Source organism: Achromobacter sp. MFA1 R4 (assembly GCF_900156745.1).
Classification (GTDB): Bacteria; Pseudomonadota; Gammaproteobacteria; order Burkholderiales; family Burkholderiaceae_B; genus Achromobacter.
In genome coordinates, this window is the sequence record NZ_LT707065.1 from 5,324,316 (window position 1) to 5,340,254 (window position 15,939).

16 protein-coding genes are annotated in these 15,939 nt (G+C 68.4%); 10 read left to right on the plus strand and 6 right to left on the minus strand.

Features of this window, described 5'->3' with window-relative positions; all coding sequences use genetic code 11:
- Nucleotides 1-34: 34 nt before the first annotated feature.
- The 4 genes from BXA00_RS24395 to BXA00_RS24410 all read left to right on the plus strand — a co-directional run bounded on the left by BXA00_RS24395 (nt 35) and on the right by BXA00_RS24410 (nt 5,366).
- The gene (locus BXA00_RS24395) at nt 35-1,666 is read left to right on the plus strand and encodes an ATP-binding cassette domain-containing protein (protein ID WP_076520958.1); all 1,632 of its coding nucleotides are present in this window, start codon (nt 35-37) and stop codon (nt 1,664-1,666) included.
- A 144-nt stretch (nt 1,667-1,810) separates the two neighbouring features.
- Nucleotides 1,811-2,680, plus strand: a complete 870-nt coding sequence (gene asd, locus BXA00_RS24400; protein ID WP_076520959.1) for an archaetidylserine decarboxylase — start codon at nt 1,811-1,813, stop codon at nt 2,678-2,680.
- Between the two features lie 184 nt (nt 2,681-2,864).
- Nucleotides 2,865-4,082 (plus strand): alpha-hydroxy acid oxidase, encoded by a 1,218-nt coding sequence (locus tag BXA00_RS24405; RefSeq protein WP_076520960.1) that lies wholly within the window; start codon nt 2,865-2,867, stop codon nt 4,080-4,082.
- A 114-nt stretch (nt 4,083-4,196) separates the two neighbouring features.
- Nucleotides 4,197-5,366, plus strand: coding sequence for a metallophosphoesterase (locus BXA00_RS24410; RefSeq protein ID WP_076520961.1), 1,170 nt, complete (start codon nt 4,197-4,199; stop codon nt 5,364-5,366).
- A 19-nt stretch (nt 5,367-5,385) separates the two neighbouring features.
- Here BXA00_RS24410 and BXA00_RS24415 read toward each other — a convergent pair whose 3' ends face one another.
- Both BXA00_RS24415 and BXA00_RS24420 read right to left on the minus strand, forming a co-directional pair.
- On the minus strand, nt 5,386-5,841 hold the full coding sequence (locus BXA00_RS24415) for an Lrp/AsnC family transcriptional regulator (RefSeq protein ID WP_076520962.1): 456 nt from the start codon (nt 5,839-5,841) through the stop codon (nt 5,386-5,388).
- 140 nt (nt 5,842-5,981) lie between these two features.
- Nucleotides 5,982-6,737 carry a MetQ/NlpA family ABC transporter substrate-binding protein gene (locus BXA00_RS24420; protein WP_076522106.1) on the minus strand — a complete coding sequence of 252 codons (756 nt, stop codon included), beginning with the start codon at nt 6,735-6,737 and terminating at the stop codon, nt 5,982-5,984.
- A 277-nt stretch (nt 6,738-7,014) separates the two neighbouring features.
- On the opposite strand from BXA00_RS24420, the gene rocD reads away from it, so the two are divergent.
- Together rocD and rocF are read left to right on the plus strand one after the other, a co-directional pair.
- Nucleotides 7,015-8,238 carry an ornithine--oxo-acid transaminase gene (gene rocD, locus BXA00_RS24425; RefSeq protein WP_076520963.1) on the plus strand — a complete coding sequence of 408 codons (1,224 nt, stop codon included), beginning with the start codon at nt 7,015-7,017 and terminating at the stop codon, nt 8,236-8,238.
- Nucleotides 8,239-8,286: 48 nt separating this feature from the next.
- Complete coding sequence (gene rocF / locus BXA00_RS24430; RefSeq protein WP_076520964.1) at nt 8,287-9,225, plus strand: arginase; 939 nt, start codon at nt 8,287-8,289, stop codon at nt 9,223-9,225.
- Nucleotides 9,226-9,255: 30 nt separating this feature from the next.
- Here the strand turns inward: rocF and BXA00_RS24435 are convergent, their stop codons facing one another.
- Entirely contained in the window at nt 9,256-9,996 is a 741-nt protein-coding gene (locus BXA00_RS24435; protein WP_076520965.1) for an IclR family transcriptional regulator, read from the minus strand.
- A 257-nt stretch (nt 9,997-10,253) separates the two neighbouring features.
- Here BXA00_RS24435 and BXA00_RS24440 point away from each other — a divergent pair, with 257 nt between their 5' ends.
- Nucleotides 10,254-11,462 (plus strand): ABC transporter substrate-binding protein, encoded by a 1,209-nt coding sequence (locus BXA00_RS24440; protein WP_076520966.1) that lies wholly within the window; start codon nt 10,254-10,256, stop codon nt 11,460-11,462.
- A 65-nt stretch (nt 11,463-11,527) separates the two neighbouring features.
- Nucleotides 11,528-12,589 carry an alcohol dehydrogenase gene (locus tag BXA00_RS24445; RefSeq protein ID WP_076520967.1) on the plus strand — a complete coding sequence of 354 codons (1,062 nt, stop codon included), beginning with the start codon at nt 11,528-11,530 and terminating at the stop codon, nt 12,587-12,589.
- A 54-nt stretch (nt 12,590-12,643) separates the two neighbouring features.
- Here the strand turns inward: BXA00_RS24445 and BXA00_RS24450 are convergent, their stop codons facing one another.
- Nucleotides 12,644-13,156, minus strand: a complete 513-nt coding sequence (locus BXA00_RS24450) for an RES family NAD+ phosphorylase (protein ID WP_076520968.1) — start codon at nt 13,154-13,156, stop codon at nt 12,644-12,646.
- A complete protein-coding gene (locus BXA00_RS24455; RefSeq protein ID WP_076520969.1) occupies nt 13,153-13,638 on the minus strand; it encodes an antitoxin Xre/MbcA/ParS toxin-binding domain-containing protein in 486 nt (161 codons plus the stop codon). The genes BXA00_RS24450 and BXA00_RS24455 overlap by 4 nt, the downstream gene beginning before the upstream one ends.
- 293 nt (nt 13,639-13,931) lie before the next feature.
- On the opposite strand from BXA00_RS24455, the gene BXA00_RS24460 reads away from it, so the two are divergent.
- Together BXA00_RS24460 and BXA00_RS24465 are read left to right on the plus strand one after the other, a co-directional pair.
- Nucleotides 13,932-14,309 (plus strand): DUF423 domain-containing protein, encoded by a 378-nt coding sequence (locus BXA00_RS24460; RefSeq protein WP_076520970.1) that lies wholly within the window; start codon nt 13,932-13,934, stop codon nt 14,307-14,309.
- A 60-nt stretch (nt 14,310-14,369) separates the two neighbouring features.
- Nucleotides 14,370-15,278 (plus strand): DMT family transporter, encoded by a 909-nt coding sequence (locus tag BXA00_RS24465; protein WP_076520971.1) that lies wholly within the window; start codon nt 14,370-14,372, stop codon nt 15,276-15,278.
- Between the two features lie 22 nt (nt 15,279-15,300).
- Here the strand turns inward: BXA00_RS24465 and BXA00_RS24470 are convergent, their stop codons facing one another.
- Entirely contained in the window at nt 15,301-15,939 is a 639-nt protein-coding gene (locus BXA00_RS24470; protein ID WP_076522107.1) for a glutathione S-transferase family protein, read from the minus strand.

Sequence of the window (15,939 nt, forward strand, 5' to 3'; positions counted from 1 at the left end):
CCGCGCGCCTGCCGCGCCATCCAGCCCAACACCCATGATCCGCTTCCAACAAGTTTCACTCATGCGCGGCGTCAAGCCCTTGCTCGACAAGGTCGACCTGCTTCTGAACCCCGGCGACAAGATCGGCCTGATCGGCGCCAACGGCGCCGGCAAATCGAGCCTCTTCGGCCTGCTGCGCGGCACGCTGCACGCGGACCAGGGCGACCTGGACTATCCCGCGAGCTGGCGCGTGGCCCACGTGGCGCAGGAAACGCCCGCGCTGGACCGGCCCGCCATCGAATACGCCATCGACGGCGACGTCACGCTGCGCAAGCTGGAGGCCGAACTCGCGGCGCTGGAAGCCGAACCCGAAAGCGCCGAGAACGGCCTGCGCATGGGCGATATCTACGCCGCCCTGGCCGACGCGGACGCCTACACGGTCCACTCCCGCGCGGAACAGCTGCTGACCGGCCTGGGCTTCTCGCAGGCGCAGATGCACCTGCCGCTCACCAGCTTTTCCGGGGGCTGGCGCATGCGCCTAAACCTGGCGCAGGCGCTGATGTGCCCGTCCGACCTGCTGCTGCTGGACGAGCCCACCAACCACCTGGATCTGGACGCGATCATCTGGCTGGAGGACTGGCTCAAGCGCTACCCGGGCACGCTCATCGTCATCTCGCACGACCGCGACTTCCTGGACGGCGTGGTCAACGTGATCGTGCATATCGACGAACGCAAGCTCAAGCGCTACTCGGGCAATTATTCGTCCTTTGAACGTCAGCGCGCGGCCCAGCTGGAACTGGCGCAGGGCATGATCGAAAAGCAGATGCGCCAGCGCTCGCACCTGCAATCCTTCATCGACCGCTTCAAGGCGCAGGCCAGCAAGGCGCGCCAGGCGCAGAGCCGCATCAAGGCCCTGGCCCGCATGGAAGAGGTGGCGCCGCTGCGCGCGGCCGCCGAGTTCTCGTTCGAATTCCGCGAACCGCTGCGCGCCCCCAATCCCCTGCTGACGATGGACAAGGTCAGCGCCGGGTATCGCATCGAGGACGAGGCCACCCAAGACGTGTCCGACAAGATCATCGTGTCGGGCATCAATTTTTCGCTGCAGGCGGGCCAGCGGATCGGCCTCTTGGGCATCAATGGCGCGGGCAAGTCGACCTTCATCAAGACCATCGCCGGCGAACTCGATTCGCTGGCCGGCGAAACGCAATTCAACAAGGGCCTGTCCATCGGCTACTTCGCCCAGCACCAGGTCGAGATGCTGCGCCATGACGAATCGCCGTTGTGGCACATGACCAAGGCCGCGCCCACCGTGCGCGAACAGGAGCTGCGCAACTTCCTGGGCAGCTTCAACTTCAACGGCAACATGGCCACCAGTTCGATCGCGCCGTTCTCCGGCGGTGAAAAGGCGCGCCTGGCGCTGGCGCTCATCGTGTGGCAGCGCCCCAACCTGCTGCTGCTGGACGAGCCCACCAACCACCTGGACCTGGAAACGCGCGAGGCCCTGACCACGGCGCTGGCGCAGTTCGAGGGCACGCTGGTGCTGGTGTCGCACGACCGCCATCTGCTGCGCGCCACCACCGACCAGTTCATCATCGTGGCCGACGGCAAGGTCAGTCCGTTCGACGGCGACCTGGACGACTACAAGGACTGGCTCTACAAGACCAAGCTGGCGGCCAAGGCGGCCTGAACGCGCCACGGCACCAAGCACGCCGCCGCGCCCCCGGACGCGTTACAATCGCGCCGAATTGCCTGCATCCAGCCTCAACCTGGGCCCGCGCGGCACCTTCAACCACGTCCCGCTGTATGCGGGACGCGTTTTTTAGCGCCATCGATGCCTATCAAAGACCAACTATTTCTTGCCAGCCAGTATCTCGCCCCGCACCACCTGGTGTCGCGCTTTTTCGGATACGCGTCGGACTGCCGCGAACCCGCGGTGAAGAATTGGATGATCTCGCGCTTTGTCCGCAAGTACGGCGTGAACATGAGCGAGGCCCTGCAAGAAGACCCATTGGCCTATGACTGCTTCAATGATTTCTTCACGCGCGCGCTGAAAGACGGCGCGCGTCCGCTGGACGACGAGCCCGGCTCGGTGGTCTGTCCCGCCGACGGCGCCATCAGCCAGATGGGCGCGATCGAACAGGGCCGCATCTTCCAGGCCAAGGGCCACAACTACGGCCTGGTGGACCTGCTGGGCGGCGATGCCGAACGCGCCGCGCCGTTCCAGGGCGGCCAGTTCGCCACCATCTATCTTTCGCCCAAGGACTATCACCGCGTCCACATGCCCGCCGCCGGCACGCTGCGCGAGATGATCCACGTGCCCGGCCGCCTGTTCTCGGTCAACCCGCTGACGGCGCGCAACGTGCCGCGGCTGTTCGCGCGCAATGAACGCGTGGTCTGCATCTTCGACACGGAACACGGTCCGATGGCCGTGGTGCTGGTGGGCGCGATGATCGTGGCCTCGATCGAAACCGTGTGGGCCGGCCTGGTGACGCCGCACAAGCGCCGCATCCGGTCCGTCCGCTACGACGCCGCGGCGCGCGCGCCCATCCATCTTGAAAAAGGCGCTGAAATGGGCCGCTTCAAGCTTGGCTCCACGGCCATCGTGCTGTTCGGACCCGACAAGGTGCGCTGGGCCGACACGCCGTCGGTGCTGGGCCCCGTGCGCATGGGTGAACTGCTGGCGCTGCCCGTCCAGGGCTGACCGGCGCGCTGGCGGCCGCGCCTGGCCGCCGCGCCTGGCCGCCGCGCTTGGCCGCCGCGCTTGGCGGCCGCGCTTGGCCGCCACGACGCACGCTCCTTCGCCTGGAGCGAACATGCAATTCAATATTTATTCGCTTTATGCGATGAATCCGGGTTGCTAGATTACGGGCTTTTACCGGCCCGCCATGTCTACCACCGCCCTGCCCGCCCCCGCCCGCGCCGCGGCCCGCCCTTTGCCCCGCGCGCTCGGCCGCATCCTGTCCCTGGACGACTTCGAGGCCGCCGCCAGACGGCGCCTGCCGCGGCCGATCTTCGGCTACATCGCCGGGGCGGCGGAAGACAACCAATCCCTCACCGGCAACCGCGCGGCGTTCGCGCAGATCGCGTTCACGCCGCGCGTCCTGGTCGATGTGTCCCGCCGCACGCAGCAGACCGAACTGTTCGGTCGCACGTACGCATCGCCCTTCGGCATTGCGCCCATGGGCATCAGTGCGCTGTCGGCCTATCGCGGCGACATCGTGCTGGCGCGCGCGGCCCGTGAAGAGAACGTGCCCGCCATCCTGAGCGGCACGTCGCTGATCCCCCTTGAAGCCGTCATCGATGAAGCCCCGGGCACCTGGTTCCAGGCGTACCTGCCGGGCGATCCCGCCAAGATCGACGCGCTGATCGAACGCGCCCGCCGCGCCGGCTACGAGACCCTAGTGCTGACCGTGGACATCCCCGTGTCGGCCAACCGCGAAAACAACGTGCGCACCGGCTTTTCCACGCCGCTCAAGCCCAGCCTGCGCCTTGCGCTGGACGGCCTGGCACGGCCGCGCTGGCTCGCGGGCACCTTTCTGCGCACGCTGCTGGCGCATGGCATGCCGCACTTCGAGAACTCTTTCGCCACGCGCGGCGCGCCCATCGTGTCCGCGTCGGTGCTGCGCGACTTCACGGCGCGCGACCACCTGAACTGGGAGCACGTGGCGCGCATCCGCCGCGCGTGGCCCGGCGCCCTGATCATCAAGGGCATCCTGCATCCGCGCGACGCCATGCTGGCGCGCCAGCATGGCGCGGACGGCATCATCGTGTCCAACCACGGCGCGCGCCAGCTCGACGGCGCGATCTCGCCGCTGCGCGTGCTGCCCGCCGTGGTCGCGCAGGCTGGCGCGATGACGGTCATGATGGACAGCGGGGTGCGCCGCGGCGGCGATGTGCTCAAGGCGCTGGCCCTGGGCGCGCGCTGCGTGTTCGTGGGACGCCCGTTCAACTACGCGGCGGCGGTGGGCGGCCAGCAAGGCGTGGCGCACGCCATCGGTCTGTTGCGCGCCGAGGTCGACCGCAACATGGCGATGCTGGGCATCAACCGCCTGAGCGAAATGGACGCCAGCCTCATCTGCCGGGAAGGCGAGCTGCCCGCTTGAAGGCGCGGCGGCGGGCGCAGGCGCGGGGCCCCGGTGTGCCCGGCGGCCCGCGGAGCATAGAATGGCGGTTCCTCCGTTACCCGCGCGCCCGCTCCGGCGCGACCCTCTCCTTCCGTGTCCCTGCGCCAATCCTCATTTTTCCTGCGCTTTCTGACCCTGGGCGCCCTGGCCCATGTGTATGTGGGCGCCCGCCTGATTCCGGACCTGCAGCTTGGCGGCCAAGGCGCCGCCGCCGCCATTCTGGCGCTCGTGCTGTCGTGCGTGCTCATCCCGATGGGCATGCTGGCGCGCTCGTCGGTCCATCCGCCCTGGGGCGACCGCATTGCCTGGGTGGGTCTGCTGGCCATGGGGCTGTTCTCGTCGCTCTTCGTACTGACCGTCCTGCGCGACGGCGCGATGCTGCTGCTGTGGCTGGGCAACCTGGCGGCCGGCGCGGCCGTGCCCTGGACGGCCCTGCGCGGCGCCAGCGCGTGGGCGGTCATCGGCCTGGCGCTGGCGGGAACGCTCGCGGGCTTCTACAACGCCCGCCGCCGCGCGCGCGTTGTCGACGTCGACGTGCCGATCGCGGGACTGCCGCAAGACCTGGACGGCTTCACCATCGTGCAGATCAGCGATATCCATGTCGGTCCGACCATCAAGCGCCGCTACGTCCAGGCCATCGTGGATGCGGTCAACGCGCAGTTGCCGGACATGGTCGCCATCACGGGCGACGTGGTCGACGGCAGCGTCGAGCAGCTCGCCGCCCAGGCGCGTCCCCTCGGTGATCTGCGCGCGCCGCACGGCGTCTACCTGGTCACCGGCAACCATGAATACTATTCGGGCGCCGGCCCCTGGATCGCCGAGTTCCGGCGACTGGGCCTGCGCGTGCTGCTCAATGAACATGCCGTGATCCATCCGTCGGGCCTGCCCGTGGTGGTCGCAGGCATCACGGACTACAGCGCCGGCGCCTATGACCCGCACCAGCGCAGCAATCCCACCGCGGCGCTGGCGGGCGCCCCGGCCGACGCGTTTCCGCGGATCCTGCTCGCGCACCAACCGCGCAGCGCCGCCGCGGCCGAGCCGGTGGGCTACACCCTCCAGTTGTCCGGCCATACGCATGGCGGCCAGTTCTTTCCATGGGGATTCTTCGTGCGGTTCCAGCAGCCTTTCACGGCCGGGCTGCACCGGCTGGGGCAGATGTGGGTGTATACCAGCCGCGGCACCGGCTACTGGGGGCCGCCCAAGCGCCTGTGGGCGCCGTCGGAAATCACGCGGCTGCGCCTGCGCGGGGCGCCTGCCCGGTGATGTATCGCGCGGTCGGCCTTCAGGCCGCCTCCGGCAGCGGACCGCGTTCCAGGTAGCTGGTCAGGGCGATATCGCTGGTGGTGTTGGAGATGCCTTCGATCTGATGGATGCGCGCCAACAGCAGCTCCAGGGCCTGCGTGTCGCGCACGCGCACCTTGAGCAGCATGGCGCTCTTGCCGGTGATGGTGTGGATTTCCTCGACCTCGTTCAGCTCGGCCAGGCCCAGCACCTGCTGCGTGATGGTCCAGTTGATGGTGTCCACGTGCACGAAGGCCAGCAAGGGCCGGCCCATCTTCGCGCCGTCCAGCTTGGCGGTGATGCCCTTGATCAGGCCGTCGCGCTTGAGCCGCTTGACCCGCTCGTGCACCGCGGGCGCCGACAGGTTGAGCTGCTTGCCCAGTTCCGCATAGCTGGGCGTGGCGTCGTGGGCCAGCAGCGTCAAGAGTTTCCGGTCGCGGTCATCGAGGTCAGACATGGGAATCAGGTTCGGCCTGCGACGCAGGCCGCCCTTTGAGGGAATAAGGGTTGATCGGCGCAAACCCGGATTTTATTCCGTTTGCCCCATCATTCCGTATACCGCTTATTCCGCTGATTCCGCTTATTCCGTTTGCCCGTTCACCAAGGAAAGGAAATCAGATCGCCGTAGAGCCGCTTGAGCGTGGCCTTCACCTCGGGCGAGTTCTGATAGATGGCGATGAACTTCAGCAGGCGCGGATCCTGCGCCTTTTCCGGCTTGGCGACCCAGCGGATGGCGTAGCGGCGGATGCTGTCCGGGTCCGTATTGTCGAAGGCCAGGCCGTCCTTTTCGTTCAGGCCCGCCTGCTTGGCAAACGTCGTGTAGGTCACCGAGGCCGTCACGTCATCGAATGTGCGGGCCGATTGCGACCCTTCGATCTGCACGAACTTGAGCCGCTTCGGGTTGGCCACCACGTCCTGCAGGGTCGCCTGGTGCGCCACGCCCGGCTTGAGCGTGATGAGCCCCATCGTTTGGAGCAGCAGCAAGGCGCGGCCGGTGTTGACCGGGTCGTTGGGCACCGCGATCGTCGCGCCCTCGGGCACCGGATCGCCCTTCTTCAATTTCTTGGAAAACAGTCCGATGGTGGTCGAATAGCCATACGCGATGGGCTGCAGGTTGGCGCCGCGCCGCTGATTGAAGAGTTCGAGAAATGGCGCGTGCTGGAAGAAATTGGCATCCACCGAGCCGTCGGCCACGGCGATGTTGGGCAGCACCCAGTCGTTGAACTCCACCAGCTTGACGTCCAGCCCTTCCTTTTTTGCCTGGGCGATGGCCAGTTCGGTGGCTTCATTGGCGACGCTGGCGATGACGCCGATGCGCAGCGGCTGTTCCTGCGCCGCCGCAGGCGCGACCATGGCCAATCCCAGGGCGGCCACGATGGCCCCGCGCGTCAGTTTCTCAAGCAATTGGTGCAAAAGCATGTCGGCCATCCACAGATTCGGAACGCCGGACGACGGTCCGGCACAGGCGCTATTGTGCAGCACCCCGCCCGCCGCCTCCGGAAAAGCCTTGGTCATGCAATGGCAATGCCAAGCCGCGCCGGTGGCGCTAAGATGGCTCCAAAGACCGGGCCGCCATCCATGGCCAGACATGGCCGCCGAACGCCTTCGGGAGACGCTCATGAGTGCGGTAATGCCCCCTCAGACCGGCGCGCAGTCCGCTGCCAGCCGCCGGGACCATATCGAAGACCAGCTGGGCGCGCACAACTACCACCCGCTGGACGTGGTGCTTTCGCGGGCAAGCGGCGTGTGGGTGTATGACGTCGACGGCCGCAAGTACCTGGACTGCCTGGCCGCCTATTCCGCGGTCAACCAGGGCCACTGCCATCCGCGTATCCTGGCCGCGATGGTGGAACAGGCGGGCAAGCTCACGCTGACCTCCCGCGCGTTCCGCCATGACCAGATGGCGGGCTTCTACGAGGATCTGGCGCGCCTGACCGGCGCCCACAAGATCCTGCCCATGAACAGCGGCGCGGAGGCCGTGGAAACCGCCATCAAGGCCGTGCGCAAATGGGGCTACGAGGTGCGCGGGGTGCCCGAGGGCCAGGCCGAGATCATCGTCTGCGCCAACAACTTCCACGGGCGCACGCTGGGCATCGTCGGGTTTTCGACCGACCCCGACGCCTATGGCCACTACGGCCCCTTCGCGCCGGGCTTCAAGATCGTACCCTTTGGCGATTTCGACGCCTTCGACGCCGCCATCAGCGACCGCACGGTGGCCTTCCTGGTCGAGCCGATCCAGGGCGAAGCCGGCGTCGTGCTGCCGCCGCCCGGCTACTTCGCCCGCGTGCGGCAGCGCTGCACGGAAAAAGGCATCACCCTGATCCTCGATGAAATCCAGACCGGCCTGGGCCGCACGGGCAAGCTGCTGGCCGAGGAACACGAAGGCATCGAGGCCGACGTCACGCTCATCGGCAAGGCATTGTCGGGCGGCTTTTATCCCGTGTCCGCCGTCCTGTCCAACGCCGACGTGCTGGGCGTGTTCCAGCCCGGCCAGCACGGCAGCACCTTCGGCGGCAATCCACTGGCCTGCGCCATCGCGCGCGCCGCGCTGCGCGTGCTGACCGAGGAAGGCATGATCGACAACGCGGCCACGGTCGGCGCCCATTTCCTGGCGCGGCTGCGCGACCTGCCCGGCCCCGTGCGCGAAGTGCGCGGACGCGGCCTGATGCTGGCCGTCGAACTGGAGCCGGACGCGGGCGGCGCCCGCCTGTGGTGCGAGCGCCTGCAGGCGCGGGGCATGCTGGTCAAGGACACGCACGGCCACACGCTGCGGCTATCCCCACCCCTGGTCGTCACCCGCGACGAAGTCGACTGGGCCTGCGACCAACTGGCGGCGGTGCTGTCCGCCGCCTGATTCCCCCCATCACGACACCCCTTGAACCGCAACACCGGAGCCCACGACTTGACGAACACCCCCGCCTTGCCCGCCGACGTCACCCTGATCGGCGCGCCCACCGACATCGGCGCCGGCGCGCGCGGCGCCTCGATGGGCCCGGAAGCCCTGCGCGTCGCGAACCTGGGGCCGGTCATCGAGGCCCTGGGCTACCAGGTCCGCGACCGCGGCAACCTATACGGCCCGGCCAACCCCTGGCTGCCGCCCGTGGACGGCTACCGCCACCTTGCGGAAGTGGCCGCCTGGAACCAGGCCGTGCACGATGCCGTCCACGAGGAGCTGGCCCACGGCCGCCTGCCCGTGCTGCTGGGGGGCGACCATAGCCTGGGCATCGGTTCGATCAGCGCCGTGGCGCGCCATTGCCGCGCCACGGGCAAGACGCTGCGCATCCTGTGGCTGGACGCCCACGCCGACTTCAACACCAACGCGCTCACGCCCACCGGCAACCTGCATGGCATGCCGGTGGCCTGCCTGTGCGGCAACGGACCCGCGCCCCTGACCGGCATGTCGGGCGTCTGCCCGGACATCGATCCGGCCTGCGTGCGCCAGATCGGCATCCGCAGCGTCGACCCGGGCGAAAAGCGGCTGCTGCACGACGCCGGCATGGAGGTCTTCGACATGCGTTACCTGGATGAAATGGGCATGCGCGCCACCATGCAGGCCGCGCTGGCCGGCCTGGACGCCCAGACCCATCTGCACGTGAGCTTCGACGTGGACTTCCTGGACCCCGAAATCGCGCCGGGCGTGGGCACCACGGTCATGGGCGGCCCCACGTACCGCGAGGCCCAGCTCTGCATGGAGATGATCGCCGACATCGGCCTCATGCGCTCGCTCGACGTCGTGGAGCTCAACCCCGCGCTCGATGTGCGCAACCGCACTGCCGAACTGGCCGTGGACCTGATCGAAAGCCTGTTCGGCAAGTCGACGCTGGTGCGCCGCGGCGCGTAGCGGGCGGCCATGTTGCGCCGGGCCGCCCGCTCAGCCTTCGCGGTCGCGCCGGATGGCCTCGGCCGCCGCCTGCATGTGAACCAGTTTTGCCTCATGCTGGCCCCACACCCGCGGCGTGGGTCCGGCCAGGCATAGCGCATACCATTCCCCGCCCAGGTCGAGCGCCACGGCCAGGCCGGTCAGGTCCACCACGCTCTCCCCCACGTTCGACGCCCACCCCCGTTCGGCCGCGCGCGCCACGTCGGCCAGCAGCGCGTCACGGGTCGTCAACGTGCTGTCCGTGTAGCGCGTGTACTGCGCCGCCGCCAGCACGTGCTCGCGCTCGGCGGCCGGCAGGCGGGCCAGGATGGCCTTGGCGACGGAACTGGTGTGCAGCGGCCGCCGCTCGCCCGGCCGGGCCGCGTAATGCACGGGCTGCGTGGATTCCACCACGTCCAGAAAGACCACCGCGCCGTCCTGGATCTTTCCCAGCATCACGGTTTCGTCGACGGCGTCGCGCAAGGCGAGCAGGCGCGGGCGCACCCGCTCCAGCCAGGGATCGCCCGCCAGGATCTGCCCGGCCAGCGCGTGCAGCTTGGCGGTCGGGTAGTAGCCCGCGCGGCGCCGCACTTCGTAAAGGTAGCCGCGCGCGACCAGCGTGCGCACCAGCGCCAGACAACTGGACATCGGCGCGCCCAGGCCCTGGGCCAGCTCCGTCAGCGGCATCGGACGGCGCGCGTGCGCAAACAGCTCGATCAATTCCAGCGTCCGCGCGACTAGCTTGACTTCCACTGCGTCGGCCTCCTTCGTGGCGTCCGATTTCCCCGCGTCCGGACCAAGGGACTACGGGACTACGGGGGCTAAGGAACTAAGGTATTCCACCGTGTTGACTTTTCATGGTCAGGTACATAAATTCTTGCACAGGAATTTCCATTCACCAATAAGAAATAAGTTTCAGCCGGCTGGAGACCGGCGCCGCCTTCCCGTGTTGCCGCGTCATCCATCACATTCAATAAAAACGGCCCGTCCACGGGCTGGGAGACAGACAGATGCGTATCAAACCCGTGTTGGCGGCCCTTGCCGCCGCCCTGGCCGCCTGCGCGGCCCAAGCCCAGTCCGACGTCGTGCGGCTGGGGGTATCCAACGACCGCTCCGGCATTTATTCCGACCTGGGGGGCCTGGGCTCCGAAATGGCCGTGCGCATGGCCGTGGAAGACTTCGGCGGCAAAGTGGCCGGCAAGACCGTCGAGGTCGTCGGCGCGGACAACCAGAACAAGGCCGACGTCGCATCCGCGCTGGTGCGCCGGTGGTTCGATACGCAGGGCGTGGTGGCGGTCGTCGATGGCGGCGCCAGCTCGGCCGGGCTTGCCGCCCAGGGCGTGGCGCGCGAAAAAGGCGGCACGGCCCTCATCAGCGGCGGCTTTGCGGGCGACTTCAGCGGCAAGCAATGCAGCAACCTCAGCACCCAGTGGGCGCCGGACACCTATGCGCTGGCCAACGCCGTGGTCAAGAGCGTCGTCGAAAGCGGCGGCAAAAGCTGGTATTTCATCACCACCGATTACGTGTTCGGCAAATCGCTGGAGAGCAACGCGTCGCGCTTTGTCGAGGGCGCGGGCGGCAAGGTCGTGGGCAGCACGCGCCATCCCCTGGGCGCCCTGGACTTCGCCTCGTTCCTGATCCAGGCGCAGTCCTCCAAGTCCGACGTGGTCGGCCTGGCCAGCGCCGGCGGCGACCTGGTCAATCTCATCAAGCAGGCGCAGGAGTTCGGCCTGGGCGGTGGCAAGCAGCGCATGCTGACGTTTCTCACCTTCATCAACGACGTGCACGCCATGGGGCTGCCCGTCGCCCAGGGCCTGGCCTTTCCCACGGGCTTTTACTGGGACGCCGACGAAGACACGCGCGCCTGGACCCAGCGCTGGCAAAAGAAGATGGGCGTCACGCGCGCGCCGTCGATCGTCCAGGCCCTGAGCTACGTCGCCACCACCCATTACCTGCAGGCCGCGCAGGCCGCGGGCACCTTCGACGGGGCGGCGGTCAACCAGAAGATGCGCGAGTTGCCCATCACGACCAAACTGATCAAGAATGCCCGGGTGCGCCCCGAAGACGGCCGCGTCATCATGGACCTGTATCTGGTTGAAGTGAAAAAGCCCGCCGACTCCAAGCATCCGAACGATTACTACCGCATCCTGTCCACGGTGCCGGGCGAAAAGGTCTTCGTGTCGCTCGCCGACAGCGAGTGCCCCCTGGTCAAGAAATAGATCCCGCCGGCGCGCCGGGCTCGCGTCCGGCCGCAAGGCGCAGCGAACATACAAAGGAGACATCCATGAAGTGCTATTGCGTCGTCAATTTCCGCGAACCCCTGCAGGAAATGGACCAGCCCACGCCCACCCCGCAAGGGTCGCAAGTGCTGCTGAAGGTGCGCGCGGCCGGCGTATGCCACAGCGACATCCACTTGTGGGAAGGCGGCTATGACCTCGGCCAGGGCCGCACCTTGTCGCTCAAGGACCGCGGCGTGTCCCTGCCCCTGACCATGGGCCACGAAACCGTGGGCGCCGTCGTGGCGGCCGGGCCCGACGCGCAGGGACTCGCCCCCGACCGCAACTATCTCGTGTATCCGTGGATCGGCTGCGGCAAGTGCCCGTCGTGCATGGCCGGCATGGAAAACCACTGCACCGCGCCGGCCTGCCTGGGCGTGCACCGCGCGGGCGGCTACGCCGACCACATCCTGGTGCCGCACCCCCGCTATCTCATCGACATCGGCGACCTCGAACCGGCGCAGATCGCGCCCTATGCCTGCTCGGGCCTGACCACCTACTCCGCGCTGAAAAAGATCGGCGCCGACGTCTACCGCGAACATCCCGTCGTGATCTTCGGCGCGGGCGGGCTCGGCCTCATGAGCCTGACCCTCATCAAGGCGCTGGGCGGCGCGGGCGCCATCGTGGTCGACATCGACCCCGCCAAGCGCCAGGCGGCGCTGGACGCGGGCGCGCTGGCCGCCATCGACGGCGCCGCGCCCGACGCGGCGCAACAGATCATCCAGGCGGCCGGCGGCAAGCCCGTGCAGGCCGCGATCGACCTGGTGGGCGCGCCCGCCACCACGTCGCTGGCCTTCGACTTCCTGACCAAGGGCGGCAAGCTCATCATCGTGGGTCTCTTCGGCGGCGGATCCACCTGGCCCATCGCGCTGATCCCGATGAAGGCCCTGTCCATCATCGGCAGCTACGTGGGCAACCTGGCCGAGCTGAAGGAGCTGATGGAACTGGTGCGGGCCGGTAAGGTGCCGCCGATGCCGGTCCATCGCCATGCGCTGGCCGAAGCGGACAGCGTGCTCGCCTCGTTGCGGGCCGGCAAGGTCGTGGGCCGGGCCGTGCTGACGGTGGATTGACGCCGCGGCGCGGATCACGCGGTGGCGCGCTCGACGACGGGCGCGCCCCGGCGCTCAGGCCGGCCGCAGCCGCGGGTCGTAGATGAAGCGTTCCCGCCGCACCACCACGATCTGCTCCGCATCGGGATGCGCGGGATTGATCAGGAAATTGCAGTCCGGCACGCCCCGGTACGGCACGATGGCGCTGGGCAGTTCAAGCAGCGCCGACACGCCGGATGCCACCCAGTTGTCGCCGACCGCCTGCGAGGCCTCGGCGAACGGCACCGCATCCCAGAACGGATAGTCTTCCTGCAATTGGGTCAGGGATAGCGCCTGGCGCGCCTCGAACAGCGCGTGGGGCACCGCCAGTTCGATCAGGTAGCGGTTGGCGTGTTCGGACGCGCGCGCCGCAAAGTGCACCACGGTCTCCAGCACCGCCAGCGCCACGCTCGCGGACGCATACACCACCGGCGTTCCCGGACTGTTGTAACGCCCGCCCACGGCGGCGGCCCCCGCGCCGCTCAGGTCATCCGCCCGGTACTTGCCCGCCGTCGTGCCGATGCGCCACAACGAGACGAAGTCCGTCATGCGTAAACGCCGGCGGCGGCGCGGGCCAGCGTGTCTTCGACGATGCGGCTGCTGGCGTCGGAGGTCAGCAGGGACAGCGGCTTGACGTTGCCCAGCGCAGGCACGGGCGTGTTCAGCCAGAGCACGGCTTCTTCGTCGCTGCCCAGCACCTGGCGGGCGACGCGCACGACGCGGGCGACGCGGGCCAGGCGGTCGGATTCGCCCAGCGGCAGCGCCTGCCCTTCACGCGTCCAGCGCGACAGCGATGCCGCCTTGACCTCGGTGATGGCCATGATTTCGGATTTGGGAACCTGCAGGTAGTCGGCCGCGTCGTCCACCATCTGCGCGGGCAGGCCGCGCCGCACGTCGCGCGCCATGTCGATGAGCGGGCTGTCGATCAGGCCGCGAAAAAGCTGCTTGGCGCGGGCCGTGGGATGGCGCGGCGGACGCTTGGCGCTGGCGCCGCGCTTGGCGGGGGACTTGTCGGCAAGGGCGATGGTCATGGGGGGCTCCTGACGCCGCGAAGGGGACTGTCGGCCCGGGCAGGCGGACGGTCCACCAGCGGCTGGGTTTCCATATTGAATTTATAATATCCCATTTGGAAATCACCGGGCAAGGCCGGGTTGCGCTGGCCCAAGGCCGCATCAAGGGTCCACCAAATGCCCCTTCAAGACCCGCCGCCGCCCCCGCCATGCGCCCTGTCCGGGCAGACATTCGGGCAGACATTCGGCCCGAGGTTTCGGCCTATCATAGGCGGCGGCAAATTTCCCCCTCGCATCTCTTACAAGGACTGGCAATGACGGACCGGCAGCTCACGATACTCGCGGCGTTGAATCTCATGGTGGCGGTGGGCGCCGGCGCGTTCGGCGCGCACGGGCTCAAGCGGCTGCTGACGCCGGACCTCCTGGCCGTCTGGCAGACCGGCGTGATGTACCACCTGGTCCACGCCCTCGGCCTGTTCATCATCGCGCTGCTGGGCACGCGCTTCGGCTCGCCGCTGCTGTCGGCCGCGGGGCTCGTGATGTTCGTAGGCATCGTGCTGTTCTCCGGCAGCCTGTACGTGCTGTCCCTGACCGGCGTCCGGTGGCTGGGCGCCGTGACGCCATTCGGCGGGACCGCTTTCCTGGCCGCCTGGGCCATGGTCGCGCTGGCCGCCTATCGCGCCCAGGGCTAAGGCCGCTTTCCCGCTTTCCCTCCCCCCGGCGGCAGGAACCGCCGACTTTGCAGGCTTCAGATGTCCCCCTCCACCGCATTACCCGCCGTCCGTGAACACTCCGCCGCCGCTGGCATCGCCTGCGTCGCGGGCGGCATCTTCTTCCTGACGCTCAGCGACGCCAACGCCAAATGGCTGGGCGCCCACTACAACCCGCTGCAGATCCTGTTCCTGCGGGCGCTGATCGCATTGCCGTTCGTGACCGCGCTGGCGCTGTGGCTGGGCGGACGCCGCGTGCTGCGCACGACGCACCCCGGCCTGCACCTGACGCGCGGCGCCATCAACGTGGTGTCGGCCTGTTGCTTCTACCTGGGCCTGCAGGCGCTGCCGCTGGCCGAGGCCACGGCCATCGCGTTCGCCGCGCCGCTCTTTGTCACGGCCTTGTCGGTGCTGATCCTGAAAGAACGCGTGGATGGAAAGCGATGGCTGGCCGTGCTGGCCGGCTTTGCCGGCGTGCTCATCGTGGTACGGCCGGGCACGCAGGCGTTCCAGGCGGCGACGCTGCTGCCCCTGACCACCGCCCTGCTCTACGCGGTCATGATGATCACGGCGCGCGGCATCAACCGCGCCGAAGGCATGCTGACCACCACCTTCTACATCGTGCTGGGTCAGTTGGTGTGCAGCGCGGTCGGGCTGCCGTGGGTCTGGCGCGCGCCGGCCGTCGAAGACCTGCCGTATTTCGGCGCGGTCGCGCTGTTCAGCACGCTGGGACTGGCGCTGATCACGCAGGGATTCCGCATCGGCCCCGCGTCGGTCGTGGCGCCCTTCGACTACACGGGCCTGGTCTGGGCCACCATCCTGGGATGGATCTTCTGGCGCGAGGCACCCGATGCCTATGCCTACCTGGGCGCCCTCTTCATTGCGGGCAGCGGCGTGTACATCGCCGTGCGCGAGGCGCGGGGCAAGTCGCGCCGCCGGGCCGCAAGCTGACGCCGCGGGCCGCCCGCCCGCGCTATTCGCTTGGCGGGGGAAAGTGCCGCTGCAACACGCTGGCCACGTTCGGTTCCAGCGCCGCTTCGCGCGCCACCGCCGTCAGGGCCGGGCACATAGCGCTGAACCAGGACGGCCCCGGGCGCCAGTGCGTCATGACGGTCACATACAGGTCCAGCGCCGAAAACCGCCGGCCCAGCATGTGCGGCGTGCCGGCCTGCCGTTCCAGTTCCTGCCACAGCACGGCGCGTCGCGTGTGCACGCGCTCGCGCAGCAGGTCCACCGCCGGGCCTGGCGTCGTCCACTGCGAAGGATCGTCGCCGTACGTGAAAGTGGGATAGATTGCCGCCACGATGCGCATCAACAGATTCAGGAAGCGCGCCCGTTCCGGCTGCCCCGGCGCGGGTGCAAGACCCGCCTCGGGCGCCACGTCGTTCAGGTGCAGGATCATCGCCGCGCTTTCCGTCAACACCTCGCCGTCGGGCAGGACCAGCGTGGGCACCTGGCCCAGCGGATTGAGCCGCAGCAGGCGGTTGCGCTCGGGACCGGGCTTCAGGTAGGGCACGCTCGTCAGCGTGTGGGGCACGTTGGCCAGCACCAGCGCCATTTCGATGATGGCGGAGCCGCAGCCCGCGGACCCGATGAGTTCGTAGGTTTTCAT